The 24,992-nt window shown below is 68.5% G+C and carries 24 protein-coding genes; 12 read left to right on the forward strand and 12 right to left on the reverse strand.

Annotated elements, in window-relative coordinates:
- Positions 1-4 precede the first annotated feature (4 nt).
- Complete coding sequence (locus G6N49_RS08840) at positions 5-565, reverse strand: TetR/AcrR family transcriptional regulator (RefSeq protein ID WP_011560160.1); 561 nt, start codon at positions 563-565, stop codon at positions 5-7.
- A gap of 147 nt (positions 566-712) precedes the next feature.
- Here G6N49_RS08840 and G6N49_RS08845 point away from each other — a divergent pair, with 147 nt between their 5' ends.
- Positions 713-1,345, forward strand: coding sequence for a PaaI family thioesterase (locus G6N49_RS08845; protein WP_011855789.1), 633 nt, complete (start codon positions 713-715; stop codon positions 1,343-1,345).
- Here G6N49_RS08845 and G6N49_RS08850 read toward each other — a convergent pair.
- On the reverse strand, positions 1,314-3,263 hold the full coding sequence (locus G6N49_RS08850) for an FUSC family protein (RefSeq protein ID WP_083045282.1): 1,950 nt from the start codon (positions 3,261-3,263) through the stop codon (positions 1,314-1,316). The genes G6N49_RS08845 and G6N49_RS08850 overlap by 32 nt on opposite strands.
- Positions 3,264-3,356: 93 nt before the next feature.
- On the opposite strand from G6N49_RS08850, the gene G6N49_RS08855 reads away from it, so the two are divergent.
- Positions 3,357-4,061, forward strand: a complete 705-nt coding sequence (locus G6N49_RS08855) for an EthD domain-containing protein (RefSeq protein WP_011855788.1) — start codon at positions 3,357-3,359, stop codon at positions 4,059-4,061.
- A 14-nt stretch (positions 4,062-4,075) separates the two neighbouring features.
- The gene (locus tag G6N49_RS08860) at positions 4,076-4,834 is read left to right on the forward strand and encodes an enoyl-CoA hydratase/isomerase family protein (protein WP_011855787.1); all 759 of its coding nucleotides are present in this window, start codon (positions 4,076-4,078) and stop codon (positions 4,832-4,834) included.
- A gap of 4 nt (positions 4,835-4,838) precedes the next feature.
- Here G6N49_RS08860 and G6N49_RS08865 read toward each other — a convergent pair whose 3' ends face one another.
- On the reverse strand, positions 4,839-5,054 hold the full coding sequence (locus tag G6N49_RS08865; protein ID WP_011560152.1) for a (2Fe-2S)-binding protein: 216 nt from the start codon (positions 5,052-5,054) through the stop codon (positions 4,839-4,841).
- 11 nt (positions 5,055-5,065) lie between these two features.
- The gene (locus G6N49_RS08870; RefSeq protein ID WP_011560151.1) at positions 5,066-5,698 is read right to left on the reverse strand and encodes a hypothetical protein; all 633 of its coding nucleotides are present in this window, start codon (positions 5,696-5,698) and stop codon (positions 5,066-5,068) included.
- Positions 5,699-5,936: 238 nt separating this feature from the next.
- Between G6N49_RS08870 and bfr the strand changes: the two genes are divergently transcribed.
- Entirely contained in the window at positions 5,937-6,416 is a 480-nt protein-coding gene (gene bfr / locus G6N49_RS08875; RefSeq protein WP_011560150.1) for a bacterioferritin, read from the forward strand.
- Positions 6,417-6,594: 178 nt separating this feature from the next.
- Here the strand turns inward: bfr and G6N49_RS08880 are convergent, their stop codons facing one another.
- Entirely contained in the window at positions 6,595-8,100 is a 1,506-nt protein-coding gene (locus tag G6N49_RS08880; protein ID WP_083045275.1) for an IS1634 family transposase, read from the reverse strand.
- A gap of 162 nt (positions 8,101-8,262) precedes the next feature.
- On the opposite strand from G6N49_RS08880, the gene G6N49_RS08885 reads away from it, so the two are divergent.
- From G6N49_RS08885 to G6N49_RS08895, 3 genes are read left to right on the forward strand one after another with little or no spacing between them, the layout of a single operon-like run.
- Positions 8,263-10,311, forward strand: coding sequence for an MDR family MFS transporter (locus G6N49_RS08885; protein ID WP_011855786.1), 2,049 nt, complete (start codon positions 8,263-8,265; stop codon positions 10,309-10,311).
- 26 nt (positions 10,312-10,337) lie between these two features.
- On the forward strand, positions 10,338-10,832 hold the full coding sequence (locus G6N49_RS08890; RefSeq protein ID WP_011560148.1) for a carboxymuconolactone decarboxylase family protein: 495 nt from the start codon (positions 10,338-10,340) through the stop codon (positions 10,830-10,832).
- Positions 10,833-10,875: 43 nt separating this feature from the next.
- Entirely contained in the window at positions 10,876-12,228 is a 1,353-nt protein-coding gene (locus tag G6N49_RS08895) for a type I glutamate--ammonia ligase (RefSeq protein WP_011855785.1), read from the forward strand.
- Positions 12,229-12,236: 8 nt separating this feature from the next.
- Here G6N49_RS08895 and G6N49_RS08900 read toward each other — a convergent pair whose 3' ends face one another.
- From G6N49_RS08900 to G6N49_RS08910, 3 genes are all read right to left on the reverse strand, one after another.
- The gene (locus G6N49_RS08900) at positions 12,237-12,680 is read right to left on the reverse strand and encodes a nuclear transport factor 2 family protein (RefSeq protein ID WP_011560146.1); all 444 of its coding nucleotides are present in this window, start codon (positions 12,678-12,680) and stop codon (positions 12,237-12,239) included.
- Positions 12,670-14,466 (reverse strand): N-acyl-D-amino-acid deacylase family protein, encoded by a 1,797-nt coding sequence (locus G6N49_RS08905; protein ID WP_083045276.1) that lies wholly within the window; start codon positions 14,464-14,466, stop codon positions 12,670-12,672. Before G6N49_RS08905 ends, G6N49_RS08900 begins: the two co-directional genes overlap by 11 nt.
- 82 nt (positions 14,467-14,548) lie before the next feature.
- Positions 14,549-15,472 (reverse strand): SDR family oxidoreductase, encoded by a 924-nt coding sequence (locus tag G6N49_RS08910; RefSeq protein WP_083045277.1) that lies wholly within the window; start codon positions 15,470-15,472, stop codon positions 14,549-14,551.
- Positions 15,473-15,538: 66 nt separating this feature from the next.
- Between G6N49_RS08910 and G6N49_RS08915 the strand changes: the two genes are divergently transcribed.
- The gene (locus tag G6N49_RS08915) at positions 15,539-16,450 is read left to right on the forward strand and encodes a dienelactone hydrolase family protein (protein WP_064872688.1); all 912 of its coding nucleotides are present in this window, start codon (positions 15,539-15,541) and stop codon (positions 16,448-16,450) included.
- On the opposite strand, the gene G6N49_RS08920 is transcribed toward G6N49_RS08915, so the two are convergent.
- The gene (locus G6N49_RS08920) at positions 16,438-17,805 is read right to left on the reverse strand and encodes an HNH endonuclease signature motif containing protein (RefSeq protein ID WP_083045278.1); all 1,368 of its coding nucleotides are present in this window, start codon (positions 17,803-17,805) and stop codon (positions 16,438-16,440) included. The two genes, G6N49_RS08915 and G6N49_RS08920, sit on opposite strands and share 13 nt — an antisense overlap.
- Positions 17,806-18,030: 225 nt before the next feature.
- Here G6N49_RS08920 and G6N49_RS08925 point away from each other — a divergent pair, with 225 nt between their 5' ends.
- From G6N49_RS08925 to G6N49_RS08935, 3 genes are all read left to right on the forward strand, one after another.
- The gene (locus G6N49_RS08925) at positions 18,031-19,152 is read left to right on the forward strand and encodes a glycosyltransferase (protein WP_083045279.1); all 1,122 of its coding nucleotides are present in this window, start codon (positions 18,031-18,033) and stop codon (positions 19,150-19,152) included.
- 75 nt (positions 19,153-19,227) lie between these two features.
- Positions 19,228-19,833, forward strand: a complete 606-nt coding sequence (locus G6N49_RS08930) for a hypothetical protein (RefSeq protein WP_083045280.1) — start codon at positions 19,228-19,230, stop codon at positions 19,831-19,833.
- Complete coding sequence (locus G6N49_RS08935) at positions 19,830-20,552, forward strand: HAD family hydrolase (protein ID WP_011560139.1); 723 nt, start codon at positions 19,830-19,832, stop codon at positions 20,550-20,552. Before G6N49_RS08930 ends, G6N49_RS08935 begins: the two co-directional genes overlap by 4 nt.
- On the opposite strand, the gene G6N49_RS08940 is transcribed toward G6N49_RS08935, so the two are convergent.
- Entirely contained in the window at positions 20,537-21,637 is a 1,101-nt protein-coding gene (locus tag G6N49_RS08940; protein ID WP_011560138.1) for an Rv2629 family ribosome hibernation factor, read from the reverse strand. The two genes, G6N49_RS08935 and G6N49_RS08940, sit on opposite strands and share 16 nt — an antisense overlap.
- A gap of 62 nt (positions 21,638-21,699) precedes the next feature.
- A complete protein-coding gene (locus G6N49_RS08945; RefSeq protein WP_011855780.1) occupies positions 21,700-22,344 on the reverse strand; it encodes a TetR/AcrR family transcriptional regulator in 645 nt (214 codons plus the stop codon).
- A gap of 57 nt (positions 22,345-22,401) precedes the next feature.
- Here G6N49_RS08945 and G6N49_RS08950 point away from each other — a divergent pair, with 57 nt between their 5' ends.
- A complete protein-coding gene (locus G6N49_RS08950; protein ID WP_011855779.1) occupies positions 22,402-23,745 on the forward strand; it encodes an FAD-dependent oxidoreductase in 1,344 nt (447 codons plus the stop codon).
- Here G6N49_RS08950 and G6N49_RS08955 read toward each other — a convergent pair.
- Positions 23,708-24,991, reverse strand: coding sequence for a cytochrome P450 (locus G6N49_RS08955; RefSeq protein WP_011855778.1), 1,284 nt, complete (start codon positions 24,989-24,991; stop codon positions 23,708-23,710). The two genes, G6N49_RS08950 and G6N49_RS08955, sit on opposite strands and share 38 nt — an antisense overlap.
- Between the last annotated feature and the right edge of the window lies 1 nt (position 24,992).

A 24,992-nucleotide genomic window follows, 5' to 3' on the forward strand; every position in this document is an offset into this window, starting at 1 on the left:
GGGGTCAGAGTTTCAGGAGCGCGTACACGGTGTCGAGCGCGGCGGTCACCCTGGTGTGCAGATCGTCGCTGTCCGGGTCCTCCATCCAGGACCGCAGCACCTCCAGGAGCCCGCCGACGAGGAACCGGCTCACCGGTTCCGGCGACAGTGCGGCGACCGGGCCGAGCGCCGGTGCGGCCTCCTCGGCGATATCGGCACACGCGGGGAGCAGTTCGGCGCGGAACGCCGACACCACCCGTTGGGTGACCGTGCTTCCGACGACGTTGCGGTACATCGCGCGATGGTCGGCGGCGAAGTCGAACAACCGCAGGATGCGGGTGCGCGCATCGCCGTCGAGATCGCTGGCGGCGGCGGCGAACGCGGCGGTGAACGCGGTGGCGATCGCATCGTCGCGATCGTCGAAGTGCTGGTAGAACGCCTGCCTGCTGACTCCGGCGCAGGCGACGAGGTCGGCGACGGTCAGATCGTCGACGGGCCGTTGCCCGACGAGGGTCAGTGCGGCGTCGCGAAGGCGCGCCCGTACCCGTTCCGCGCGGGGATCCGCGCTGTGAGTCCGTGCCGCCATAGGGAGAACTCTACGCGAGTTCGTAGACAAGTGACCACGAACTCGGCCCGTGCCTTCGGACACCCTGCGGCTCGGACTGTGACGCCGATGACGGCGAAGCCGCCAGGGGATTCGACACCGGCCGCTGGAACGTGTTCTAGTGCAGAGGTGCTGGAGTACACCCATATCGAGGGTCTGAGCTCGGCGGATGTCGTCCGGTTACGGGAGACCTACGAACCGCTGACGGAGTCGGTACGCGCGTTGATCGACGCCACCATCCGCACGCAGGCCGACGCCGGGACCGTTGCGGCCGCCAGGGCCGAGATCGACGCGGTCACCGCGCGCCTGCGCAGCAGGCAACTCGACGGCGCCTTCGGGGTGCAGTTCACCTCCGACGGCGATCAGATGCCCTGGGGCAACCCCGTGGTCGGGATCCGCAACCCGGTCGCACCCCCGCTGGTGATCCACCGTGACGAGAACGACCGTGTGTCCACCGATTTCGACCTGGGCGCGGCCTACGAAGGTCCTCCGGGTCACGTCCACGGCGGGGTGGCCGCACTGGTACTCGATCACGTGCTGGGTGAGGCCGCCAGCGACCGGCGCACGCCGCGGCTCACCGGCACGATCACCATGCGCTATCTGCGCACCACGCGCCTCGGCCGGTTGCACGCGGAGGCGCAGATCGCGCGGGTCGAGGGGATCAAGGCCTTCGTCGTCGGTCATCTCGCGGACGAGGACGGGGTGACCGTCGAGGCCGAGGGAGTGTTCATCAAGCCCAGGTGGGCGCGGGAAGAGGCGTGATCGCCGCCAGGCTGCGGGTGATCGCGGCCAGTTCGGTGACGAGCACGCGGGCACCGCTGCTGGCCGTGACCGTGTGCGCCACCTCGCGGACGCGGCGGTCGGCCGCGATCACCTCGGGCAGGTCCACGGTCCACAGCGCGGCCGGGTTCGGCGGGGCCCCGCGCAGCGCGTCGACGTAGTCGTCCACCGCCGCGACGAACTCCGGGCTCAGCCGCACCGGTTGGGTGGGCAGGTTGCTCTCCATCGTGGTGCACGCACCGGTGATCGCGTTGAGCGCGGTCCGAAGGGATCGCAACCACTGCCGCTGCATCGGATCCTGCAGTCGGGTGGCGCCCGAGGCCGCCTCGAACGCCGCTCGGGCACGGTAGGCCCGCTGCCACGCCGCGGCGAGTGCATCCGCCGGCCGGTCGAGTTCGTGTACGAAGGCCCGCACCACCATTGCCGCATAGTCGATCTCGGTCATCAGCAGCTCACCGGCCCGCTGACGCAACCGGATCAGCGCGTCGTCGGGCAACGTCACATGGGTGATCAGCGCGAGCCCGCCACCGATCGCGACCGCCAACAGGCGGTGGAGCACCGCGGTGGCCTGCACCGGCTCCGCGATCCCGATCAGGAACACCACGGCCGCGGCCAGCGCCGCACTGACCGCGATGTATCCGAACCCCCATACGGCGTAGGCCACCCCGATGAACGCCGCCGCGCTGATCGCCGCGACCATTCCCGTCGGCGGCCACAGCACGCTGATCGCGGACGCCACCAGAATGCCCCCGGCGATTCCGGCCAGCCGCCCCGCGCAGCGGGTGTAGGTGTGCGCGGACTCCGGCCGCAGGACCAGCAGCACGGTCAATGCGATCCAGTAGGGCTCACGCAGGTCGGAGTATCGCGCCACCGCCACGGCGACCGCGGTGGCGGCGGCGAGGCGGATCGCATGCCGCAGCACCGGCGACGTCGATGCCAGGTGGCGTCGCAACACGCTCGCCGACCCGGACAGCGAACCCCTCAGATCCGGTCCGCGCAGCCGGCCGAAACGCAGCACCGCCGCCTCGTGCAACTGTTCGGAGAAGCGTTGGGCGGCAGGGGCGCCAGGACCGGTGACGGCCGCGGCGGCCGCATCGACGCGGTGCAGGGCACGGTCGGCTCCACGGTGGGCGGCGACCCCGTGCTCTGCGATCGCATCGAGGAACTCTCCGGCGGCCGAGGACAGCTCCGTGAGATCCGCGTCGGTGCGGCGCAGCGCCACCAGCGTCGCGGCGATCCGTTCGGGCAGTTGGTATCCGAGCTGATAGGCCTTGGGGCGTTGATGCTGCGGGATGTTGGAGAACACCTCGCGCAGCCAGGTCAGCTGCGCCGGGTCGAGCGGTGTGCCGGGGTCACCGGCCAGCTTCCTGGCGTCCTGGGCCAGCGACCGGTGTGCCCGGGTGAGGGCGCGCTGCTGCGCACGCCACCGCTGTGGCGGACGCAACCAGACCAGCGCTGCCTGCACCAGCCCGGTGGCCACCGTCAACGCGGTCGTGGCCAGCACGGCCGCCACCGACATCGACTCCTGCGGGGTGATCACCAGCAGACCGGCCGCGGCGGCGGCGACGAAACCGGCGTTGGCGCCAAGCGCCCACTGCATTCCCGCCATGAAGCACCAGCCCGCCACCACGACGACGAACAAGGCGTCGTATTCGGTGCTCAACGAGCCCAGCAGCGCGGCCGCGCCCACCTCGGCCGATGCGATGACCACGATGGGCAGCCGGCGCCCGGGGGTGTCCTGCAGCGCGATGGCGCCGGCGATGATGCCGGCTCCCGCCGTCCACATCGCCGCGGTGGGCGAAACCGCGTACAGCGCCAACGCCGTCAACGCCAGTGCGCCCAGGAGGCTGCGGACGACCGCACCGACTCCCGGCGTGGTCAGCCGAACCGTGTCCATCATCCGGCTGTCGACGTGCACGCGATCATTCTCCCCCCGAGGCGCCGGCGGCCCGGTGTGACTCGCGCGTGGGAGCGAGGTAAGTAGGTTGCAGGCGTGGAGAAGGTGATGCTGCTGCTGCGTTCGTCGGGTGCCGACGAGGACTGGTGTACCCGGTTGCGCACCGAGGTGACGCCCCGGCTCCTCGATCTCGGCGTTCCTGGGCTCACGCTCAACGTCCGCGACGCGCCGGTCCGGGATTCCCTGATGACGCTCACCACCCTCGATCCGCCGGGGGTGGCGGTGCTGAGCCTGTGGACGCAGCAGTCCTACGGCGGCGACGTCCGCGGTGCCGTCGAGGTGGTGACGCCCGAATGTGACGCGGTGGCGGCATATCTGGTCACCGAATCGGTGCCGATGCCGGGCCCGGTCACGTCGCCGGGGGAGCGCACCGACGGGCTGGCGAACATCGCGCTGTTGCGACGGCCGGAACACCTCGACGAGCCGACGTGGCGGACACGCTGGCAGATCGACCACACGCCCGTGGCGATCGCCACCCAGGCCACGTTCGGTTATGTCCAGAACACCGTCGTGCGCGCGCTGACCGACGACGCACCGGTGATAGCCGCGATCGTCGAGGAGCTGTTTCCCCTTGCGGCGGTGTCGGATCTGCACGCGTTCTTCGGTGCGGTCGACGACGCCGACCTGGCCGACCGGATGCAGAAGATGCTGGCCAGCACGGAGGCGTTCGGCGCCAACCGCGACATCGACACGGTGCCCACCAGTCGGTACGTGATGCGCAGTCCGTTCGTGGCCGGCTGACGTACGCTGCTGCCGTGACCCTGCAGATCAACGATGCCGACGGGGTGCGCACCGTCACGCTCGACCGGCCCGAGGCGCTCAACGCGTTCAACGAGGCGCTCTACGACGCGACCACGGTGGCGCTGCTGGAGGCCGACGCCGATCCCGCGGTGGCCGTCGTACTGCTCACCGGAGCCGGGCGCGCGTTCAGCGCCGGGAACGACCTCCACGAGATGGCCGCACGCGTGACCGATCCGGATTTCAAGGCGGGGGAGTACGGCTTCCCCGGACTCATGGAGGCGCTGCTCGACCTCCGGAAACCGTTGGTGTGCGCGGTGAACGGGCTCGCGGTGGGCATCGGGACCACGATCCTCGGCTACGCCGATCTGGTGTTCATGGCGACGACGGCGCGGTTGAAGTGTCCGTTCACCAGCCTGGGCGTGGCACCGGAGGCGGCATCGAGCTATCTGCTGCCGCAGTTGATGGGCCGGCAGAACGCGGCGTGGATGCTGATGTCCTCGGAATGGGTGTCGGCCGCCGAGGCGCAGCGCATGGGGATCGCCTGGCAGGTGTGCGAGCCGGACGATCTGATGGCCGAGGCCCGCAGGCACGCCGCCGTCCTCGCCTCCCGGCCCATCCCGAGCCTGATGGCGGTCAAGGAGACCATCGTGGAGCCGACGCGTGCCGAGGTGAAGGCCGCGCTCACCCGCGAATACGCCAAATTCGAGGTGCTCCTCGGTGGTGCGGCCAACACCGATGCGCTGGCCGCCTTCGCGGAGCGCGGGGCGAGCTGATTCCCTAGTTCGCCGGCAGCCGCGACGGGCAACCGTTGTAGTTGGCCGGGCAGCCGTTGACGTTGTGTGCCTCGATGATCGCCCGCAGGGTGCGTCGGCAGCGGCCGCACTCGCTGCCCGCACCGCAGGCCTCCGCGATCTCCTTGGATGTCGAAGCGCCCGCGGCGACCACGTCGTTGACGACGTGGCTGGTGACTCCCATGCACAGGCAGACGAACACTGCGGACCCCGCTATCCCTCGTCGTCCACGGCCATGACGTGGGCGAGCTTGCCCACGAACAGGGTGGGGTAGGCGCCGAGGCCGGCCCTCGACATCCATTCGGCGGAGGCGTCCGGGTGGTCGATCCACTGCCGGGCGCTGCGCTCGTCGTCGATCTCCTGCAGGATCATGACTTCCTGCCCGTCGTCGAGGGCCTGGTAGACCCACACCTTGCGGACGCCGGCCTCGCGGAACCGGTCGAGCCCGTCGTGCACCTTGATCATCAGCGCCTCCACGTCGTCGACGGCGGCCATCGCGCCGACGATGACCCCGGCGACGTGGCGTTCCGAGGACGGGCCGTCCAGGTCGATCTTCTCGACGACCTCACCGCCGAACACCGGTGGGATGTCGTCGACCCCCGCGATGTCGAACCATTCGAATATCGCCGGCGAACGCAGGACCTCCCGAATGGATCGTGGATGGCGGATGCCGATGGTTGTCAATATCCGGCCGGGCTCCCAAATGGATTTGTAGACCACCACGTGGTGTGCGCCTATCGAACTCAAACCGGCTTTCTTCGTCTGAAGCCATGCCCACATCCGCTCGGGATCGTCCACGCGGAAATCGCACGCGAGAATGAATGAGTGAAGGTCATACTCACCCATCGATTCCCGCCTGCCAGAGGTCCGCGTCTGCATGTTAGTGGAGTCTAACCTTACTTAGGGCAGCCAGTCCAGAGAACCCGGCACGCGATGCGCCCGGCAACCCCCGACTGCGCGACCGCACTGCGAAAACACGCCGCTATCAAGTCAAATGGGTCGCCTACCCCCCTGGTTGACGCTAGATTGCAGGGGTACGGCAAACAGCGAGACCGAGCGGCCACACAGTCTCTAGGAGAGGTCCATGCAAGGCGATCCCGATGTCCTGAAATTGCTCAACGAGCAACTGACAAGCGAATTGACGGCGATCAACCAGTATTTCCTGCATTCCAAGATGCAAGAGAACTGGGGCTTCACGGAATTGGCGAGTCACACCCGCGATGAATCGTTCGACGAAATGCGTCACGCGGAGGCCATCACCGATCGAATTCTGTTGTTGGACGGCCTTCCGAATTACCAACGTCTTTTTTCACTGCGCGTGGGTCAGACGCTTCGCGAACAATTCGAGGCCGATCTCGCGATCGAATACGAGGTGGTCGGCCGGCTCAAGCCCGGCATCATCATGTGCCGCGAGAAGGGCGATGCGACCAGCGCCAACCTGTTCGAGACCATCCTCGCCGACGAGGAGAAGCACATCGACTACCTCGAGACGCAGCTCGAGCTGATGGACAAGCTCGGCGAGCAGCTCTACGCGGCACAGTGCGTGTCGCGCCCGCCGCACTGACGGCGAGCCGCCGTACCGACTGACTGACCCGCGCCGTTCCGGGGTAACCGGAGGCGCGGGTCGTTTCGTGTCCGGGGGTCCTCCGGAATCAAAACGGGTCGCCGTAACTTTTATAGCCAGGCTAACGATGTAGGTTTCGGCATCGACGGAAGGTACCCGAGTTGGCTCAATTTAGTGTTCAAGTCGGGGCACTGATTTTGGCGAGGGCCACGCGGAGCTCGTCGGGCAACGGATCGGCGGCCGTGAGGAGCTGGCGGCCTGCTTTGATCTGGACGGTGCGGTAGCGGCGGGCGGTACGCACGAACTTCTTGATGCTCCAACCGGTTTGGGTTTCGATGTAGTGGCTGACGGCCATGGCGGCGACCACGATGCTCAGGTGGGCCTCGATCGACTCGCGCAGGTGATGGTAGATCGGGCGGGCGGCCAGGTCGTGCTTGGACATCCGGAAGCTCTTCTCGATGCGCCAGAGCTGGTGGTAGGCGCCGATGACGAAGTCAGCGGGCTGGTCGACCAGGTTGGTGGTGTAGCCCTTCCAGCCGGCCAGAGCGCGGTTCTTGGCTTCCAACTCGCGGTTGACCGTCTTGGTGGCACCGGTGAGCTTGATGAACCGGTTGCGCTTGACCGGAGCATGACCATCGACAGCCTTCTGGGCCTTGGCGACCTGCTCATCGATGCCGCGCAGGGTGCGCCGGGCCCGGTCATTGCGGTACTGGTAGTAGACGACGCGATCGGGGATGCCGCGAGTCTTCTCCGAGCTGCTGGCCGGCCAGGGCTGGGTCAACACCAGCTGATCAGGAACGGCCTCGTCGGGGTGTTGATCGCGCCATTCGCGGACCACATCGGGCAGGAACGGAATCCGGGTGCCCAGGATGAATGACAACCCCGCGGCTTGCAGGGCGACCTGGTTGGATTCGGAGATCATCCCGGCATCGGCGACGACGGTGACATCGCTCAACTGGTGGGCGGCCTTGAACGCGTTGATGACTGGAAGCATGGTGGCGGTCTCGGCCCGGTTGCCCTCGAAGGCCTCTACCGTGAGCGGGAACCCCGAGGCGTCGGTGAGCAACCCGAGGGTGATCTGCGGTTCCAACCGGCGTTCCTTGGAGAACCCAGGTTCGCGGAATCCGTCACCGGTATCGGTCTCGAAGTACAGCGTCGACACGTCGTAGAGCACTAGTGAGGCCGGCCCCAGCCGGGCATGCCGTGCTGTTGCCGCAGCCAGGGATTGCCGCCAGGCGGGTGTGGCATAGATCGGCAGCCGACGCTTGAGGGTGGCATAGGAGGCCGCGTCGACGCCGACTTCGCTCAACACCCGTGCGGTGTCGATCTTGCTGGTCGGCTCGATGATCCGGGCAAGTACGAGATCGCGAAACACGTTGTCGCCCTGGGTGACCGCTTCGAATCCCAGTGCACGGTAGGCGGCGCACAGGCCGCCCCACAGATGCGTCATCTGCGAGGAGGTGATCGGCAGCGTCCCCGGCTCGAGGCCACCAGACAGGCCCAAGTCGAGTTCAGTTTGTCCGGCCGCCAAGCGGGCGGCCGCAGCGGACTTCAATGCCGCGAGCTCAACATCATCGTGGGCCGATCCGATGTGCTCGATCGAGCGTGACCCCCGCCGCCAGGACCACACGATCTGCACTGCAGTCGCCCCCGAGGCGGTCTTCACGGTCCGGATGTAGGCCACCAGCGCAGCCTACGACCACACTTTAGTGTGCAAATTCCGGCCGATCTACAACTAGAACCGCAGGTCAGAACGCTGCAGTCAGGCCCGAACCCGAAAAGTGAGCCAAGTCAGGTTTTATAGCCAGGCTAACGATGTAGGTTTCGGCATCGACGGAAGGTACGCATGGCGAGTTCACCCGCACCCACCGCAGCACCGCCGGAGGCCGGCAGCGCGTTGATCAGCCCGCAGCGGCGCAACCTGATCTTCGTCGCGGTGCTGCTCGGGATGCTGCTCGCCGCGCTCGACCAGACGATCGTCGCGACGGCGCTTCCGACCGTCGTGGCCGATCTCGGCGGTGCCGGGCACCAGAGCTGGGTGGTGACGAGCTACCTGCTGGCCTCGACGATCGTCACCGCGATCGTCGGCAAGCTCGGCGACATGTTCGGCCGCAAGACCGTCTTCCAGGCGGCGGTGGTGTTCTTCCTCGCCGGTTCGGTGCTGTGCGGGCTCGCGGGTTCGATGGGCATGCTGGTGGCTGCACGCGCGCTGCAGGGTGTCGGCGGCGGCGCGCTCATGGTGACCGCCATGGCGCTCATCGGCGAGGTCATCCCGCTGCGGGACCGCGGCCGCTACCAGGGTGCGCTGGGCGCCGTCTTCGGTGTCACCACCGTCATCGGCCCGCTGCTGGGCGGCTTCTTCACCGACCACCTGAGCTGGCGCTGGGCGTTCTGGATCAACGTGCCGGTGGGCATCGTGGTGTTCTTCGTGGCCGCCGCGGCAATCCCCGCGCTGAGCCGGGTCGGCCGGGCCAAGATCGACTACGCAGGCATCGTCTTCGTCGGCCTTGGCGCCTCCGGCCTGACATTGGCGACGAGCTGGGGCGGGGCGGAGTACGCCTGGACGTCGCCGGTCATCATCGGCCTGTTCGTCGCCTCCGCGCTGGCGCTGGCGGTGTTCATCCAGGTCGAGCGACGCGCTGCCGAACCGATCCTGCCGATGCGGTTGTTCGCCAGCCCCGTGTTCACGGTCTGCTGCATCCTGTCGTTCATCGTCGGCTTCGCGATGCTCGGGGCGCTGACCTTCCTGCCCACCTTCATGCAATTCGTCGACGGCGTCTCGGCCACCGAATCGGGGTTGCGCACGCTGCCGATGGTGGCGGGTCTGCTCATCACCTCGACGGGCAGCGGGGCCATCGTCGGCCGCACCGGGCGGTACAAGATCTTCCCCGTCCTGGGCACCGCGATCATGACGGTCGCATTCGTCCTGCTGTCCCGGATGGACGCCACGACGCACCTGCTGCAGCAGTCGCTGTACCTCTTCATCCTCGGCACCGGAATCGGGTTGTGCATGCAGGTGCTCGTGCTCACCGTGCAGAACACCGCCACCTTCGAAGACCTCGGCGTCGCCACCTCCGGTGTGACGTTCTTCCGCACCATCGGCAGCTCGTTCGGTGCGGCCATCTTCGGGTCGCTGTTCGCCAACTTCCTCGACGACCGGATCGGCGCGGCACTGCTGAGCAGCGGTGCGCCCCCGGTCGCCGCCGAGTCCCCCCAGGCTCTGCACCGCCTGGCACCCGATGTCGCTGCACCGATCGTCGACGCCTACGCCGATTCGCTCGGTCTGGTGTTCTTGTGCGCCGCCCCGATCGCGGCCGTCGGATTCCTGGTGGCGCTGCTGCTCAAAGAGGTGCCGCTGCGGGAGATGGAGACCGGCACCGCCGTGGATCTCGGCGAGGGGTTCGCGATGCCGGGTGCCGAATCCCCCGAGCAGATGCTCGAATCCGCGGTGGGCCGGATGCTGCGCCACTCGCCCGACATCCGGTTGCGGTCGGTGGCCGGGCGGCCGGGCTGCGAACTCGACGTCGCGCGGCTGTGGGCGCTGCTGCAGATCTACCGCCACAACCAGGTTTTCGGTTCTGCCCGGTTGAGCGAGATCGCCGACCGGCTGCGCATCCCGTGCGAGGTGGTCGAACCGGTCTTCGACGATCTGGTGGCCGGCGGGTACGCCGTGCGGACCGGGGATCTGCTGTGGCTGAGTCAATCCGGAGTCCGCCAGGTCGATGCCGTGTCGTCGGCGTTCGTCGGCATGATCGTCGACAAGCTCGCGCAGTCACCCACATTCGAGGGACGGCCCGACCGGTTGCAGGTGGAGGCGGCGCTGGAACGGATCACCCACCGCATGCTCGTACAGCGCGACTGGGATTGGGACGACGAACTCGAACGCGCTCAGTGATCCCGGCCTGCGCGTAGCATGCGGCCATGAGCCGAATCGGAGACGCCGCCCGGGACTTCGCCGACGATGACGTGACGGCCTTCGCGGTTCGTTCACCCGATCTCGGCGCGGCGATGGCCGCCTTCAGCCAGGCCGTCTACACCAAGGGCCGCCTGCCGTTGCGGGTGCGGGAACTGGCGCGGGTCGTCATCGCCAACGCGAACGAGTGTGTGGTGTGCCAGAACACCCGTGACTCCGACGGTGAGGCGGCAGGCGTCGACGAGGATCTCTACCGCTACAGCGACCAGTGGCGCACCTGGCCGGGGTACAGCCCTGCCGAACGCATCGCCGCGGAGTTCGCCCACCGGTTCGCCACCGATCACATCGGCCTGCGCGAGGACGACGACTTCTGGGCACGCGCGGCCGAGCACTTCGACGCCGATCTGATCACCGACCTCGCGCTGTCGTGCGCCATGTGGGTCGGGATGGGTCGAGTCCTGCGGACACTCGACATCGGGCAGAGCTGCAAGATCACTCTGTAGATTCGGGACGCCTGCGGGTGGCCACGAGGTGAACAATGGTTTCATGGCAGCCAAACCCCTCGCCGCAGCCGCTATCGCGCAGCTCGAGTCCGACGGCGTCGCGACCCTCATCGGGACGGTCGTCAACCCGGCGGGGCTGACCCACGCCAAGACGGTGCCCCTGCGCCGGATGGGCACCTTCGCCGACCCCGGCCTCGGGGCGAGTCCGGTGTGGCACGCCTTCACCATCGACCAGGCCGGCATCGTGTTCGGCGACGCCATCAGCGTCGTCGGCGACCAGCGGATCCGCATCGACCTCGGCGCGCTGCGCATCCTGGGTGACGGGTTGGCCTGGGCCCCGGGCGGATTCTTCGATCAGGCCGGCGGACCCGATCCGTACTGCAGCCGCGGTGCCCTGCGCCGTGTGGAGGACCGGTTGGCCGCGGCCGGGTTGACCGCCTCGGTCGGCCACGAGATGGAGTTCGTCCTCGTCGCGCCGGACGGCAGCCGGTTGCCGTCGACACTGTGGGCGCAGTACGGCCTCGCCGGGGTGCTCGAGTACGAAGGCTTCGTCCGCGACGTCACCGATGCGGCGAACAGCTCGGGGGTGCCGATCGAACAGTTCCATCCCGAGTACGGGGCCAATCAGTTCGAGATCTCGCTGCCACCGATGCCGCCGGTGGATGCGGCCGACCTGCTGGTGTTGATGCGGATCATCGTCGGCCGGGTGGCCCGCCGGCACGGTCTGCGGGTCAGCCTGTCGCCCGTCCCGTTCGCCGGTAGTGTCGGAAACGGTGCGCACCAGCACTTCTCGTTGTTGCGCGATGGCGTCCCGTTGTTCTCCGACGGGTCGGGTGCGCACGGGATGACAGCCGAGGGCGAGTCCGCCGTCGCCGGGCTGGTCGCGGGGCTGCCGGAGGCGCAGGGGGTGCTGTGCGGGTCGCTGCTGTCCGGTCTGCGTATGCAGCCGGGCCATTGGTCGGGCGCCTACATCTGCTGGGGGACCGAGAATCGCGAAGCGGCGGTGCGGTTCCTGCAGGGCTGTCAGGGCAACGTGTACGGCGGCAATGTCGAGGTCAAGGTGATCGACCCGTCGGCGAACCCGTACCTCGCCACGGCGGCCGTCCTCGGACTGGCACTCGACGGTGTCGAACGCGAGGCGACGCTGCCGCCGGAGACCGGCGTGGATCCGGCGTCGCTCACCGAAGCCCAACGGACACAAGCAGGTACGGTGTTGTTACCCGCCCGACAGCTCGACGCGTTACGTGCTCTTGAAGGTTCCGCGACGATGCGGCGCATACTCGGAGACGAGGTCGTCGACGCCGTGGTCGCGGTGCGGCGCTACGAGGCCGAACACTTCGGTGCGTTGTCGCCGGAGGAGCAGGCAGACAAGTTCCGGATGGCCTGGAGTGTATGACCGTTCGTTCAGATCATGCCGGTCGCGTCGAAGACCCAGGAGGTGTCTGCCGTGGCGAGGTCTTCGAGCCAGGTGGGCGGTGCGGTGGCGGTCAGCCCCGACATGTCCCAGTAGTCCTTCCACAGCGTGATCTTGCCGTTCTCGACGCGGTGGACGGTGACGAAGCGCAGTACGGCGGTCTCGCCGGTCGGCCACTCCCACGTCTCGGAGTGCTCGTACATGACGTCGGCGCAGTTGGTGACGAGTAGTCCGTCGTGGTTCTCGTAGCCGGCCAGGGGTTCGAGGCCGACCTTGAGCCGCTTGACGATGTCCTCGGGACCGCGTGCGGCCAGCGCCGGGCCCAGGGGCATGTCGGCGTAGATGCAGTCGTCGCTCAGATGGGTCTTCACCGCGTCCCAGTCCCGGGCGGACAACGCCTTCCACAGCCCGAGCACCGTATCGTCAACTGACACTGGCGAACTCCGTCGTCGAGGCGGGTACGGCGGGCGCGCGGTGGGCGGCGCGCAGGAACCGCCCGGTGCGCTGCTTGCCGACCAGTCCGGTCGGGGAGCCGTCGCGGAACACCGTGTGCCCGCTGACCAGGACGGCGCTGACCGTGCTGTCGTTGCGGTTGACCATGCGCTCGAGCCCGCCGTAGAAGTCGACGCGGTCCTCGGCGTAGTCGTCGAGGCTGGCGTCCAGGTGTGCCGGATCGATCACCACGAGGTCGGCCCGGTCGCCGACCCGCAGGTGGCCGGCGTCGAGGCGGTACCAATCGGCGAGTTCGCCGGTGAGCCGGTGCACCGCCTGCTCGACGCTCATGAACGGCCGGCCGGCCTGCTGCGCGTCGTACACATGGCGCAGGAGGCGCAGACCCATGTTGTAGAACGCCATGTTGCGCAGGTGGGCGCCGGCGTCGGAAAAGCCCATCTGGATACCGGGTTCGCGGGCCAGCTTCTTGAGGACATCGGGCCGGTGATTGGAAATCGTGGTCCGCCAACGCAGTTCACGCCCGTACTCGAGTACCAGGTCGAGGAAGGCGTCGACGGGGTGCAGGCCGCGCTCCACGCCGACCTCGCCGAACGATCTGCCGACGATCGAGGCGTCGGGGCACTCGACGATCTCGGCATCGAAGAAGTCGCGCTGCCACACCCGCACGCCCATCTTGTTCTCGTAGTCCTTGCGGAAGCGACGGCGGTAGGCCTCGTCGCGCATCAACGCATTGCGCTCGACCTCGTCGCGCAGGTGCAGTGCGGCCGCACCGGATCCGAATTCCTCGAATACGACCAGATCGATGCCGTCGGCGTACACCTCGAACGGTACGGGCAGATGCTGCCAGCGGAAGTTCCCGCCGAGCCGGTTGGCCGCGCGGGCGACCGGGCCGAGGATCTTGATCGCGTACGGGTTCGACTTCACGTCGGCGGCCGAGAGCAGGCTGGTCTTCAGCGGATTGCGGAAGACGCCGAGGGACTGGGCCACCTGAGAGCCGAGGTTCAGCGGGTTCGCGATGTCGGGCGCGGACTGCAGGACCCGTCCGCTGCGCCGCAACAGCGCTTTGAGGCGGCGCAGTTCGCGAGGTTTGGCGTAGGTCGAGGGCAGGGTGCGCGAACGGCACGTGTCGCCGTCGACCTTGTCGAACAGCAGCTGTTGCGACGACATCCCGACGAATCCGGCAACCAGCGCCTCCTCGAGCATCTCCTCCAGCCGGGCCTGTTCGCCGCGCGTCGGGCGTTCGGTCCCACGGGTGGCGCGGTCGAGACCCATGACGGCAGTCCGCATGTCGCTGTGCCCGATGAACGCGCACACGTTCGGGCCGAGCGGCCGGGACTCGAGCGCGCTCACGTATTCCTCACACGTCGTCCAGGTCTTGTGCCGGTCCACCGCGGCGATGACATGCTCACGCGGGATCGCCTCGACGCGGCCGAACAGGTCGCCGGCGTCGGTGCCGTCGACGTGGATGGTCGACAGCGAACACGACCCCAGCATCACCGTCGTCACGCCGTGACGCAGGGACTCCGTGAGCGCCGGCCCCTCGAGCACTTCGATGTCGTAGTGGGTGTGGATGTCGAGCATGCCGGGGATCACCCACTTGCCGGCGGCGTCGATGATCTGGGGGCAGCCCGCGGCGTCGAGCTCCTCCTGCGTGACGGTGACGACATGGCCGTCGCGGATGCCGATGTTGCGGATCGCCGACGGCGCCCCTGTGCCATCGAACCAGCGGCCGTTGGCGATGATCGTGTCGTAGGTCACGACTGTCATAGAACAGTCCCGGTGCGGCGGGTGTCAACGATTCCAGTGAACAGATTTCCTGATCTGTCTATTTAGGCTCTCAACTGCGTGTTCACCCAGTCCATGAGTCCGGTTGGCGTTGATCCACGTCGGTGAATCCGTACTCGCGGGCGAGTTCGGCCGAGCTCAGCGAGCGCTGATTCCACTGCTGACGATCACGGTCGGCGGCGATCGCCGCGACGGCGCGGCCCACATACCGCGGGGTCTCGGACTCCGCGAAGCCGGGCGGGGCCGGCGGGCGGCCGTCCGCGCGGTCGGCGTTCAGCGCCGTACGCCAGTCGGCTTCGGTGACGCCGTAATTGTCGAGCATCATCTCCGAACGCAGCCACCCCGGGCTCACGGCGACCGCGGCGGCACCGAAGGGCGCCAGTTCATGTCCGTGACTGAACGCCAGCCGGTTGACGGCACACTTGACCAGGTCGTAGAACACCGAGATCCGGTAGCGTGCCGCATTGTATTCCGTTGTGCCGTCGGTGATCTCGACGAGCAGGCCGCCGGGCCGGGCGGTCAGCAACGGCAGCGGGGCGTGCGAGGTGATGAGATGGGTCTCCAGTCCGAGCCGCACGATGCGTAGTCCGTCGGCCAGATCGTGCTCCCACATCGGGCGGCCCCACGTGGGCGGCGGGCCCTTCAGCACCTCGGCACCCCAGATGTCGTTGACCAGGATGTCGATCCGGCCGTGCTCGCTGCCCAGCCTGTCGGCCAACGTGCGCACCTGTTCGGCGTCGAGGTGGTCGACGCGGTAGGCGATGCCGCGACCGCCGAGAGCGGTGACGAGTTCGGCGGTCTCCTCGATCGTCTCCGGCCGGTCGTAGTCGGATCCGCCAGGTTCGGTCCTGCTGCTGCGTCCAGTGCAGATGACGGTGGCACCCGCCTCGCCGAGGGCGGCGGCTATCCCGCGCCCGGCGCCGCGGGTCGCCCCCGCCACCACCGCGATGCGGTCACGTAACGCATCCGGATCGGGGCGCCATGTCATGACGCGAGTATGGCGCGGTGAGGCAATCGGTTCCGCCGCTTCGGCGATGAGCGCATACTCGCGAACGTGACACCGCTGCAGCGCTACATCGCCGAAGAGATCGCGACCGACCACGTCGACGGATTGCTGTCCCGCCGTGAGGCGTTGCGCAGGCTCTCCCTGATCGGCATCGGCACCGCGGGCGCGACCGCACTGTTCGCCGCGTGCAGCGAGAACAAGCAGGAGGAAGCCGAGGCGCCCGTGACATCGAGCGGCGCCGCCACGGTCAGTGCGCCGCCGCCGGGATCGCAGAACGCGGTCCCGACCGAGCCCGTCACCTGGGCGGGCCCCCGCGGCGAGTTGCAGGGCGCGTGGGCGGCGGCGGACCAACCGCGTGGCGCGGTGCTGGTGATCCACGAGAACAAGGGACTCAACGACTACATCCGGTCGGTCGCCGGTCGGTTCGGCGGCATCGGTTACTCCGCCCTCGCGATCGATCTGCTCTCCGGGCAGGGGGGCACCGCGACGTTCGCCGATCCGGCCGAGGCGACCGCGGCGCTGAGCAAGCTGCCGCCCGAGGAGGCGGTCGCCGATCTGAGATCCGGAATCGACGAGTTGAGCCGCCGGCTGCCGGACCGCAAACTCGCGGCGGTCGGGTTCTGCATGGGCGGTGGCATGGTGTGGCGGCTGTTGGCCGCGGGCGAGCCACGATTGGCAGCGGCGGTGCCCTTCTACGGCCCAACCCCGGAGAACCCAGACTTCTCCGGTTCGAAAGACGTTGCGGTGCTGGGCATCTATGCTTCGCAGGACCAGCGGGTCAACGCCAGCGAACCGGTGGCGCGCGCCGCACTCGAAAAGGCCGGCATGGTCTTCGAACTCGTCACCGAGCCCGATGCCAACCACGCCTTCTTCAACGACACCGGTGAGCGCTACAACGCCGCCGCCGCCGCTGACGCGTGGAAACGCTTGCAGGAGTGGTTCTCCCGCTACGTCGACTGATCGTCCTCGTCGTCTCTACCGTCGTCGCCGTCTTGACCGTCGTCGTTGTCGGTGAGGTAGCGGTGGGGGTGGAAGTGGTTGTTGATGCGGGGTTGGTCGGTGTCGTGGTCTTCGGGTGGGGTCCATTGGGTGCGGCCGTTGCCGGGGCGGTGGGTGGTCCATCCGGTTTTTTCGATGAGCAGGTTGGCGGGTTGGCAGGCGAGGGTGAGGTCGTCGATGTCGGTGCGCCCACCGCGGGAGTAGTCGTGGGTGTGGTGGGCTTCGGTCCAGTAGAACGGCACGGTGCAGCCGGGGTGGGTGCAGCCTCTGTCGCGGGCGAACAGGGCCAGGCGTTGGGCGGTGGTGGCGCAGCGTTTGGCGCGGCCGAAATACAGGATTTCTTCGGTGTGGTCGTCGAAGACCGCCAGGTAGTGCCGGGAGTGGGCGGCCATCCGGATCAGATCCCGGATGGGGATCTTGTTGCCGCCGCCGGTGTGCGCCCAGCCGGCGGCGCGTTCCAGCTCGCTGAGCGTCATCGTCGCGATGATGCTGGCGGGAACGCCGGCGATGTGACCAAGGGCGCCCGACTGCACATGGTCCCGCATTGCTCGGGTGAGGGCGTCGTGGTGGCGTTGTCCGGTGGTGCGGTCGTCGCGGCCGGTGTGGGTGTCGTCGTGGGGCAGGTTGGTGCCGGGGGCGGCGTATTTGGCGGCGATGAGGTCCCAGTGCGCGCGGGCTTCGGGGGTGAGCCAGCCCGAGACCCGGCTCATCCCGTCGGCCTGTTGGCGGCCGACGGTGAACTCGCGGCGGCGTTGGTGGGTGTGGTGGTCGGGTTCGGTGCCGTCCTGGTCGATGAACCCCAGCAGCGTGTCGGCAACCTTCTTCAACTGGTCGGGGCGCAACTGCAGGGCGTGGCCGACGAGGTCGCGTTCGTAGTGGTCGCGGCGCTCCCAGGACACCCATGCGGGCAGTTTCTTGACGAACTCCTGGATGATCCGCACGTGGGTGGTGCCGATGTCGCCGCGGGCGACCGCATCCGCGGTGTGGGCCAACTCGGTCTGCACCCGCTCCCCGGTCAGGGTGTGGCGCGGCCCCAACTGGCGCGCGTCGGTGAGCCGGTCGCCGGCGGTTTTGTCGGAGATGCGGAGCCGGTCGGCGAGCAGCCTTTTCAACGACGTCGCCCCCAACGTGTGCGGGTCGGCGTCCATCAGCCGCGCGGTCAGGCGGTGCTCCACACTGGGCACCGCCCACACCGCTGCTTTGATGCGGTCCAGTTCGGCCACGATCTGCTCGTAGGAGAGCTCGTCGATGGAGGCGGTCTGCAGAGCGGCGATGGACGCCACGAGGTGGTCGACCGCGCCAGACAATCCATCCATACGTCGAACACTAGTTCGAACCACCGACAAAACGGCCGGCGATGTGACTGCGGAAACCACTGTGAAAAAGGAGGTTTGGACTAACTCGCGAGGGTACGCAAACTGCTGCGAAACCGCGAGACACGCACCCTCGCGCCAAAGAACGCAGGGGGAGTTCACGGCACGTTCAGGTGCCGGTCGATGCGTGGCCGCGCAACGCACAGAAGCGACCGGTTTCCTCGAGGCATGCGCGTGGTGCAGGTCGCCAACTTCTACGGGCCACGCTCGGGCGGCTTACGCACCGCGGTCGACCGGCTCGGCGCCGAGTACTGCGCGGCCGGACACGAGGTGTGTCTCGTCGTGCCCGGGCATCGCACCGAGCATCAGTGGTTGGCCACCGGCGTCACCCGAATCACCCTGCCCGCCCGCCTGATTCCCTTCACCGGTGGGTATCGCGCCGTTCTGCCGGGTCCGGTCACCGCCTTGCTTCACGAGTTGCAACCCGACGCGATCGAGGTGTCCGACCGACTGACGTTGCGTTCGCTCGGGGGATGGGGGCGACGCCACGGTGTGGCGACGGTGATGATCTCCCACGAACGCCTCGACCGTCTCGTCGGGCAGGTCGTGCCGGGCCGCGTGGCTCGTGCGGTCGCCGATATCGCCAACCGCCGCACCGCGAGCAACTACGACACCGTCGTCTGTACGACCGCGTTCGCGCGTAGGGAGTTCGACCGGATCGACGCCACCAACGTCGTCACCGTTCCGCTCGGAGTCGACCTCGACCAGTTCCACCCGCGTCGACGGTCGGATCAGATGCGGCGGCGGTGGGCGGCTCCCGATCAGACCCTCCTCGTGCACTGTGGCCGGCTGTCGGTCGAGAAGCATGCGCACCGCAGCATCGACACCGTTGCGGCGCTGCGTCATTCAGGTGTCGACGCGCGACTGGTCGTGGTGGGCGAGGGGCCGCTGCGGCAGCGCCTCGAACGCCAGGCCACCGGCCTCCCCGTCGACTTCACGGGGTACATCGGCTGTCGCGACACCGTGGCGGGCATCCTCGCGTCCGCGGACGTGGCGCTCGCCCCGGGACCGCATGAGACGTTCGGCCTCGCCGCACTCGAAGCGCTGGCCTGCGGAACCCCTGCCGTCGTGTCCCGTACCTCCGCCCTCGCCGAGATCCTCACTGCAGACAGCGGAGCCGCCGCCGACAACGACCCGCAGGCGATCGCCGATGCCGTCGGACGGGTGATCCGCGTACCGGAAACGGTGCGCCGGATCAACGCCCGGCGGCGCGCCGAGCAGTTCACGTGGCCGCGAGCGGCCGAGGGCATGCTCGGCGCGATGTGCGCCGGTGACGTGGGAACCGTTTAGCCGCCGACGCGGAGGGGCACCCGCAATCAGCGGGACAGTCAATATGACCTTGCCCGACCGACCGAAGGAGCCGACGTGGATACCAGCACCATCGTCTGGATCATCGTCGCAGTGGTGGTGGCGCTACTGATCATCGCCGCACTGGCGATGATGGCCCGCAAGCGCCGCAACGAGAAGCGACACCTCGAAGCCCAGCAGATCCGTCAGGAAGTCCAAGAGCACCATCAGCACGTCGAGCAGCGCGACCTGGTGGCGCAGCAGTCCGAGGCCGAGGCCCGGGCCGCAGCGGCCGAGGCGGAGGCGAAGGCTGCCGAGGCCGCCCGCCTGCGCGACGTCGCGTCGACCCACCGGGAGGCCGTCGACACCTCGCGACAGGAACTCGACGAGCGTCGCCGGTTCGCCGATGAGCTCGACCCGCACACCCCGAAGGCCGAGGACATGCAGGCGGACGGTCAGGACGCCGGACGGCAGGGTGGTCTCGGCGGCGGTCGGCACGAGGACACTCGTCACGGCGGGCCCCAGCAGGGCGCCACGCAGTATCCCGGTGGCGCACAGCAATCCGGTTACAACCAGCAACCCGGGTACTCCCAGCCCGGTGGCACCCAGCAGCCCGGCTACCCGCAGCAGCCCGGCGCCGGGCCGGACAACGGTCGCACCGCGACCGACCGTCCCACCCGATGACCAACTCGCACAGCACGGCCGGTTCCGCACCGGCCGTGCTGTTCGATATCGACGGCACCCTGGTCGACTCGAACTATCTGCATGTCCACGCTTGGCACCGGTCTTTCGCCGACGAGGGGCTGACGGTTGAATCCTGGCGGGTGCACCGGTGCATCGGCATGGACGGCTCGACGTTGTTGGACAACCTGGTTCCCGATGCCGACGACGACACGCGAAAGCGTCTGAAGGACGGGCATTCTCGCTACTACCTCGACGACAGGGGCCTGTTACGCCTGCTTCCCGGTGCGCGGGCACTCCTCGAGCGGATCAAGGAGCTCGGCCTACAGGTGGTGCTGGCCACCTCGGCGCCCGAGGACGAACTCGACGTGCTCCGTGAGGTGCTCGACAGTGAAGACGTCTACTCCGCCATGACGTCCGGGGAGGACGTCGACACCGCCAAACCCCAGCCCGACATCGTCCACATCGCTCTGGAACGCGCGGGTGTGGACGCCGAGCACGCGGTGTTCGTCGGCGACGCCGTATGGGACATCGAGGCCTGTCGGCGAGCCGGCCTGACATCCATCGGCGTGCTCAGCGGTGGCGTCTCCCGCGGCGAGCTCACCGAGGCGGGTGCCCGCGCGGTCTTCGAGAACGCCGAAGACCTGCGCGTGCACATCGACGAGAGCCCCGTCGCCGCGCTGCTGAGCCGTGCCGACACGAACAGTCAGGCCAAGGCGTAACGCAGCACCGCGGCGATTCCGTCGTCCGGGTCGATTCGCTCGTCGGTGCGGACCAGCGCCGCACCGGTGCGTACGGCGGCAAGGGGAAGCGCCTCGTCGGCCCGCAGCGTCTGGGCCGGCGCGGTGCCCAGCTCCGACAGCAGCTTCTCGTTCGGCGCGAGTGTCAGCAGGTCGTCGCCGGCGACGACGGTCGCATCGCCGATGTCTCCGATGATGAGGGTTTCCACGGCGCCGGCCCGCAGTGCGGCGCAGACGCCGTGCAGACCCTGGGTGGCCAGCCCCGAACCCTGACCGATCGCCTGCGAGAACTGTTCTGCCGCATGCTCGATCGTCGCGAGTCGACGCCGGAGGAACTCCTGGTCGACGGCGTGGCGGAGGTCGGCGTCTGCGAAACCGCTGTGCCGGGCGCCCACGTCGAGCTCGACCACCCGATCGGCCACTCGCTCGTCCAGCATGGGCGCCAGATCCGAACGTGACTGCACTTCGCCGACAACGAATACCACCTCGGGGGAGGCCTCGTCGACCAGCGTCGCCAACCGCTCGGCGACGGCCCGCAGATTCTTGCGCCCTGCCTCGGTGCTGCGCCGCTGCGGGTCACCGTAACCGGGCGTCTCGGCGCTGTCGGCCTTGTGGACGGGGTAGCCGCCACCGTCGACGGTGTCCGAGACGACCGATCGGTCGCGATGCAGAGCGATGTCGGCGCCGGCGTGGTCGACGGCGACGATCACATAGGTCGAGTGCTGATCACCGTGCTCCACCACCGGTACGAGGTACGGCAGCGACGACACGCGGACAACGGGAATCTCGATCGGCCGGATCAGGTGTTCGTTGAGCAGCACACCGTCGGCCCCGACGATCAGGCCTCGACCGCTGCGGCCGACGGCGGGCGGCGCGTCGAGCACGGCGGGCTGCAACGCCTCGATCAACTCGGCCGGCGCAGCCTGCTCTTCGAGGTCGTCTCGGACCGCCCGCCACCTGAGTTCCCGCTGAGCAGCGGCATCCTCGGTGTTGTGCGAATCGTCGAAGTACACCGATGCGTACGGCCCCTTCGACTCCGCCAGCGTTCGGAAGCGTTCGAATTGCATGATCCTCCGTCCTGATGGGTGCGACGCCCGTTGAGTGCCCGCACTCCGATCGCACAAACGGCTCACCCACCCGACAGCTGCCGGATCAGCGAGTCACCGAGCCACCGCGTGTATCGGGTCGGCGACCACCCGCGTTGGCGCACCAGGACGTCGAACGGATGCGGATCGATGGCGAGGAAGATCAGGTCGATCGCCTCCTCGTAGGCCTTCCGGCCGGTCAACAACCCGAGCGAGCGCAGTCGGCGCGCGATCGTCCGCGCATCGGTCAACCGCTGCTCGCGGGTGGCGGTGAGCAGGGCCTGCGCCTCCGGTTCGGCGCCTGCGGCCACCTCGAGCGTGCGGAACAGATCCGCGACCCGTGCGTTGATCCCCGCGCTCACCGCAGCGCAGCCGCGCAGGATCTCGGCCGGGTCGTCGCCCGCCAGCACCCACCGCATCTCCTCGCGATCGGAGACGGGTACGTCGGCGTCGTCGCCGGCCACGGCCCAGTCCATGGCGAGACGGAGCAGTTCGATCTTGCCGCCGACCGACGTGAACACCGTCTTGCGGCTCACCCGCGCGGCGTCGGCGATCCCGTCCATGGTCGTGGCGCCGTAGCCGTTCTCCGCGAAGAGTCGCGCGGCCGCGGCGACGATTCTGCGGCGGGTTTCCTGCGCCTGTGCAGCGCGCAGGTCCGATCGGTACCGCCTCTTGACATCCTCGGCCATTTCACGCCACCCTCGTTCTATTCATTACACTACAAGTTACCTCAATGGAGGCCCGGCATGCGTGTGATCATCGTCGGAGCGGGTCCGACAGGGCTGTTCTGCGCCGTCGCGCTCGCCCGCCGCGGTCATAAGGTCGCAGTGGTGGACCGCGACCCCGGTCCGCCACCGGTCGGCCGCTGGCGGCGAAGGGGAGTGATGCAGTTCGACCACGCCCACACCTTCCGGATGCCGGTAGTCGATGCGCTGCGCGCCGAGATGCCCGATGTGGTCGACGCGTTGACCGTCGCGGGCGCCGGCATCGCCACGGATAGCAAGGGCTCGGGGACTGCGCTGCTGTGCCGGCGGTCGACCTTCGAACGGGTGCTGCACCGCATCGCCGCGCTGCAGGACGGCATCACCCGCCACGTCGGAACCGTGCAGCGTCCGCATCGCGTCGACGGCCGGGTCACCGGAGTCGTCGTCGGTGACCGCGTGCTCGACGGCGACCTCGTGCTCGACGCCTCCGGTCGGGCCGCCCGATACCTGCGGGGGCTGCGCCTCGACGCCGTGGGCGGTGACTGCGGCGCCGTGTACGCGACACGCGAGTACCGGCTGCGCACCGGCGCGGCCGCCGGGCCCGTCAACTCACCGATCGGCCTGTCGCTGAGCATGTCCGGCTACGCCGCCATCGCATTCCTGCACGACGGCGGCACGTTCTCGGTGACGATCACCCACGATGGCAGCGATCCGCGGCTGCGCCGGCTGCGGGAGGACGCGGTGTTCGAGGCGGTCGTCGGCGCGATCCCGCAACTGGCCGACTGGATCGACCCGCACCGGTCCGAACCCCTCGCGTCCGTACTGCCGGGCGGGCGGTTGTACAACAGCTACCGCCCGCAGGTCGGCACGGACGGCGCACCCTTTCTGCCCGGGCTGATCTCGGTCGGCGACGCCGTGTGCACGACCACGCCGCTGGCCGGCCGCGGTGTGACGTTGGGGCTGATGCAGTCCCGGGCACTGCTCGACGTCCTGGACTCCGAACGCGAGATCGAGACCGCCGCAGGGGTGTTCGACGCATGGTGCGAGCATCACGTGCGGCCGTGGTTCGACGATCACCGCCGCGTCGACGGCGACCGGGTGCGCCGCTGGTCCGGCGGCGAGGTGGACCTCACTCGCCCTCTGCCGTCGGACCTCATCGTCGCCGCGGCCGACGCGGATCCGGCTTTGGGCCCACTGGTCGGACCGTACGCGACGATGGCGTCGTTACCCGCCAGCCTCGCACCGGCCGAGCCGCGGGCACGGGAGATCTTCGCCGGCGGCTGGCGTCCGGCCGTCCCGCCGGGACCCACCCGCTCCGAACTCGGCGACCTCTGTGAAGTGACGCCCGCTATCGGGGCGGTGTCCAGGTCACCGGCAGCCGTTTGATCCCGTGGATGAACGCCGACTGCAGGCGGCTGGGTTCCTCGGAGGCGGTGATGTCGGGGATCTGCCGGTGCAGTTCCTCGAACGCCACGGTGATCTCACGTCGGGCGAGGTTCGCACCCAGGCAGAAGTGGGCGCCACCGCCGCCGAACCCGACGTGCGGATTGGGGTGGCGACGCACGTCGAACGTCCACGGATCACGGAACTTCGATTCGTCCCGGTTGGCGGAGCCGTACCACAGTGAAACTTTGTCGCCGGCAACCAGTTTCACTCCACCCAGCTCTGCGTCGCAGGTCAGGGTGCGCCGCATGTAGCTCACCGGAGAGGCCCAGCGCACGATCTCCTCGACCGCCGTCGGGGCCAGTTCGTCGTACGCGGAGAACCAGATCCGGCGCTGGTCGGGGTAGCGGCTCAGGGCCAGCAACCCGTGGCTGATCGCGTTGCGGGTGGTCTCGTTGCCCGCCACCACCAGCAGGATGAAGAACGACGCCACCTCACCGGAGGTGAGCCGTTGCCCGTCGACCTCGGCCTGCACGAGGCTGGTGGTCAGATCGTCTCCCGGGTGGGCGCGCCGGTCCTCGGCCAGTGCGCTCGCATACGCGCCGATCTCCATTGCCACGCCGACGAATTCGTCGAAGTCGGTGGTCAGGTCGGGGTCGCCGAAACCGAGGATGACGTTGGTCCAGTGGAACACGCGCTGATGGTCTTCTTCGGGAATGCCCATCATGTCGCAGATGATCTGCAGTGGTAGGGGACCGGCGAAGTCGGTGACGAGCTCACCGGTGCCGTCCGGGTTGGCCGCCACCATCTCGGCGACCAGTCTCCGGGCGCGGTCGCGCACGGAATCCTCGATGCGCGAGAGCACCCTCGGGGTGAATGCGCTGCGCACGATGTTGCGCAGCCTGCTGTGCCGGGGATCGTCCATCGCGATCATCGACCCGAAGTACTCGTTGAGTTCGGGCGTCTGGTCACCGATCGTGATGCCCGACGCGGAGCTGAAGATCTCCGGGTGCCGGCTGGCGTAGAACACGTCGTCGTACCGGGTCAGCGCCCAGTGGCCGCGGCCGGCCTCCATGCCGTCGGCCACGAACTCCGAGAAGTGCCGGACCGGGGCCTCACGCCGCAGGGTGGCGAACGCACCCTCGCGGATGTCGTCGTCGAGCGCCCAGAAGTCCCACGACCCCAGATCGATGTCGGCCAGCGGCACGTCAGGTGGAACCGAGCCGTTCTCCCGAGCCGCGATGCCCACG

The sequence above is a fragment of the Mycolicibacterium monacense genome (assembly GCF_010731575.1).
Lineage (GTDB): Bacteria > Actinomycetota > Actinomycetes > Mycobacteriales > Mycobacteriaceae > Mycobacterium > Mycobacterium monacense.

What these genes read in the sequence shown, in the direction of transcription:
- G6N49_RS08945 (WP_011855780.1), bottom strand. Translation starts at nt 22,344, where the DNA reads ATGGCCGAGGATGTCAAGAGGCGGTACCGATCGGACCTGCGCGCTGCA.
- G6N49_RS08870 (WP_011560151.1), bottom strand. Translation starts at nt 5,698, where the DNA reads ATGGGTGAGTATGACCTTCACTCATTCATTCTCGCGTGCGATTTCCGC.
- bfr (WP_011560150.1), top strand. Translation starts at nt 5,937, where the DNA reads ATGCAAGGCGATCCCGATGTCCTGAAATTGCTCAACGAGCAACTGACA.
- G6N49_RS08950 (WP_011855779.1), top strand. Translation starts at nt 22,402, where the DNA reads ATGCGTGTGATCATCGTCGGAGCGGGTCCGACAGGGCTGTTCTGCGCC.
- G6N49_RS08890 (WP_011560148.1), top strand. Translation starts at nt 10,338, where the DNA reads ATGAGCCGAATCGGAGACGCCGCCCGGGACTTCGCCGACGATGACGTG.
- G6N49_RS08905 (WP_083045276.1), bottom strand. Translation starts at nt 14,466, where the DNA reads ATGACAGTCGTGACCTACGACACGATCATCGCCAACGGCCGCTGGTTC.
- G6N49_RS08935 (WP_011560139.1), top strand. Translation starts at nt 19,830, where the DNA reads ATGACCAACTCGCACAGCACGGCCGGTTCCGCACCGGCCGTGCTGTTC.
- G6N49_RS08925 (WP_083045279.1), top strand. Translation starts at nt 18,031, where the DNA reads ATGCGCGTGGTGCAGGTCGCCAACTTCTACGGGCCACGCTCGGGCGGC.
- G6N49_RS08940 (WP_011560138.1), bottom strand. Translation starts at nt 21,637, where the DNA reads ATGCAATTCGAACGCTTCCGAACGCTGGCGGAGTCGAAGGGGCCGTAC.
- G6N49_RS08895 (WP_011855785.1), top strand. Translation starts at nt 10,876, where the DNA reads ATGGCAGCCAAACCCCTCGCCGCAGCCGCTATCGCGCAGCTCGAGTCC.
- G6N49_RS08910 (WP_083045277.1), bottom strand. Translation starts at nt 15,472, where the DNA reads ATGACATGGCGCCCCGATCCGGATGCGTTACGTGACCGCATCGCGGTG.
- G6N49_RS08885 (WP_011855786.1), top strand. Translation starts at nt 8,263, where the DNA reads ATGGCGAGTTCACCCGCACCCACCGCAGCACCGCCGGAGGCCGGCAGC.
- G6N49_RS08840 (WP_011560160.1), bottom strand. Translation starts at nt 565, where the DNA reads ATGGCGGCACGGACTCACAGCGCGGATCCCCGCGCGGAACGGGTACGG.
- G6N49_RS08920 (WP_083045278.1), bottom strand. Translation starts at nt 17,805, where the DNA reads ATGGATGGATTGTCTGGCGCGGTCGACCACCTCGTGGCGTCCATCGCC.
- G6N49_RS08850 (WP_083045282.1), bottom strand. Translation starts at nt 3,263, where the DNA reads ATGATGGACACGGTTCGGCTGACCACGCCGGGAGTCGGTGCGGTCGTC.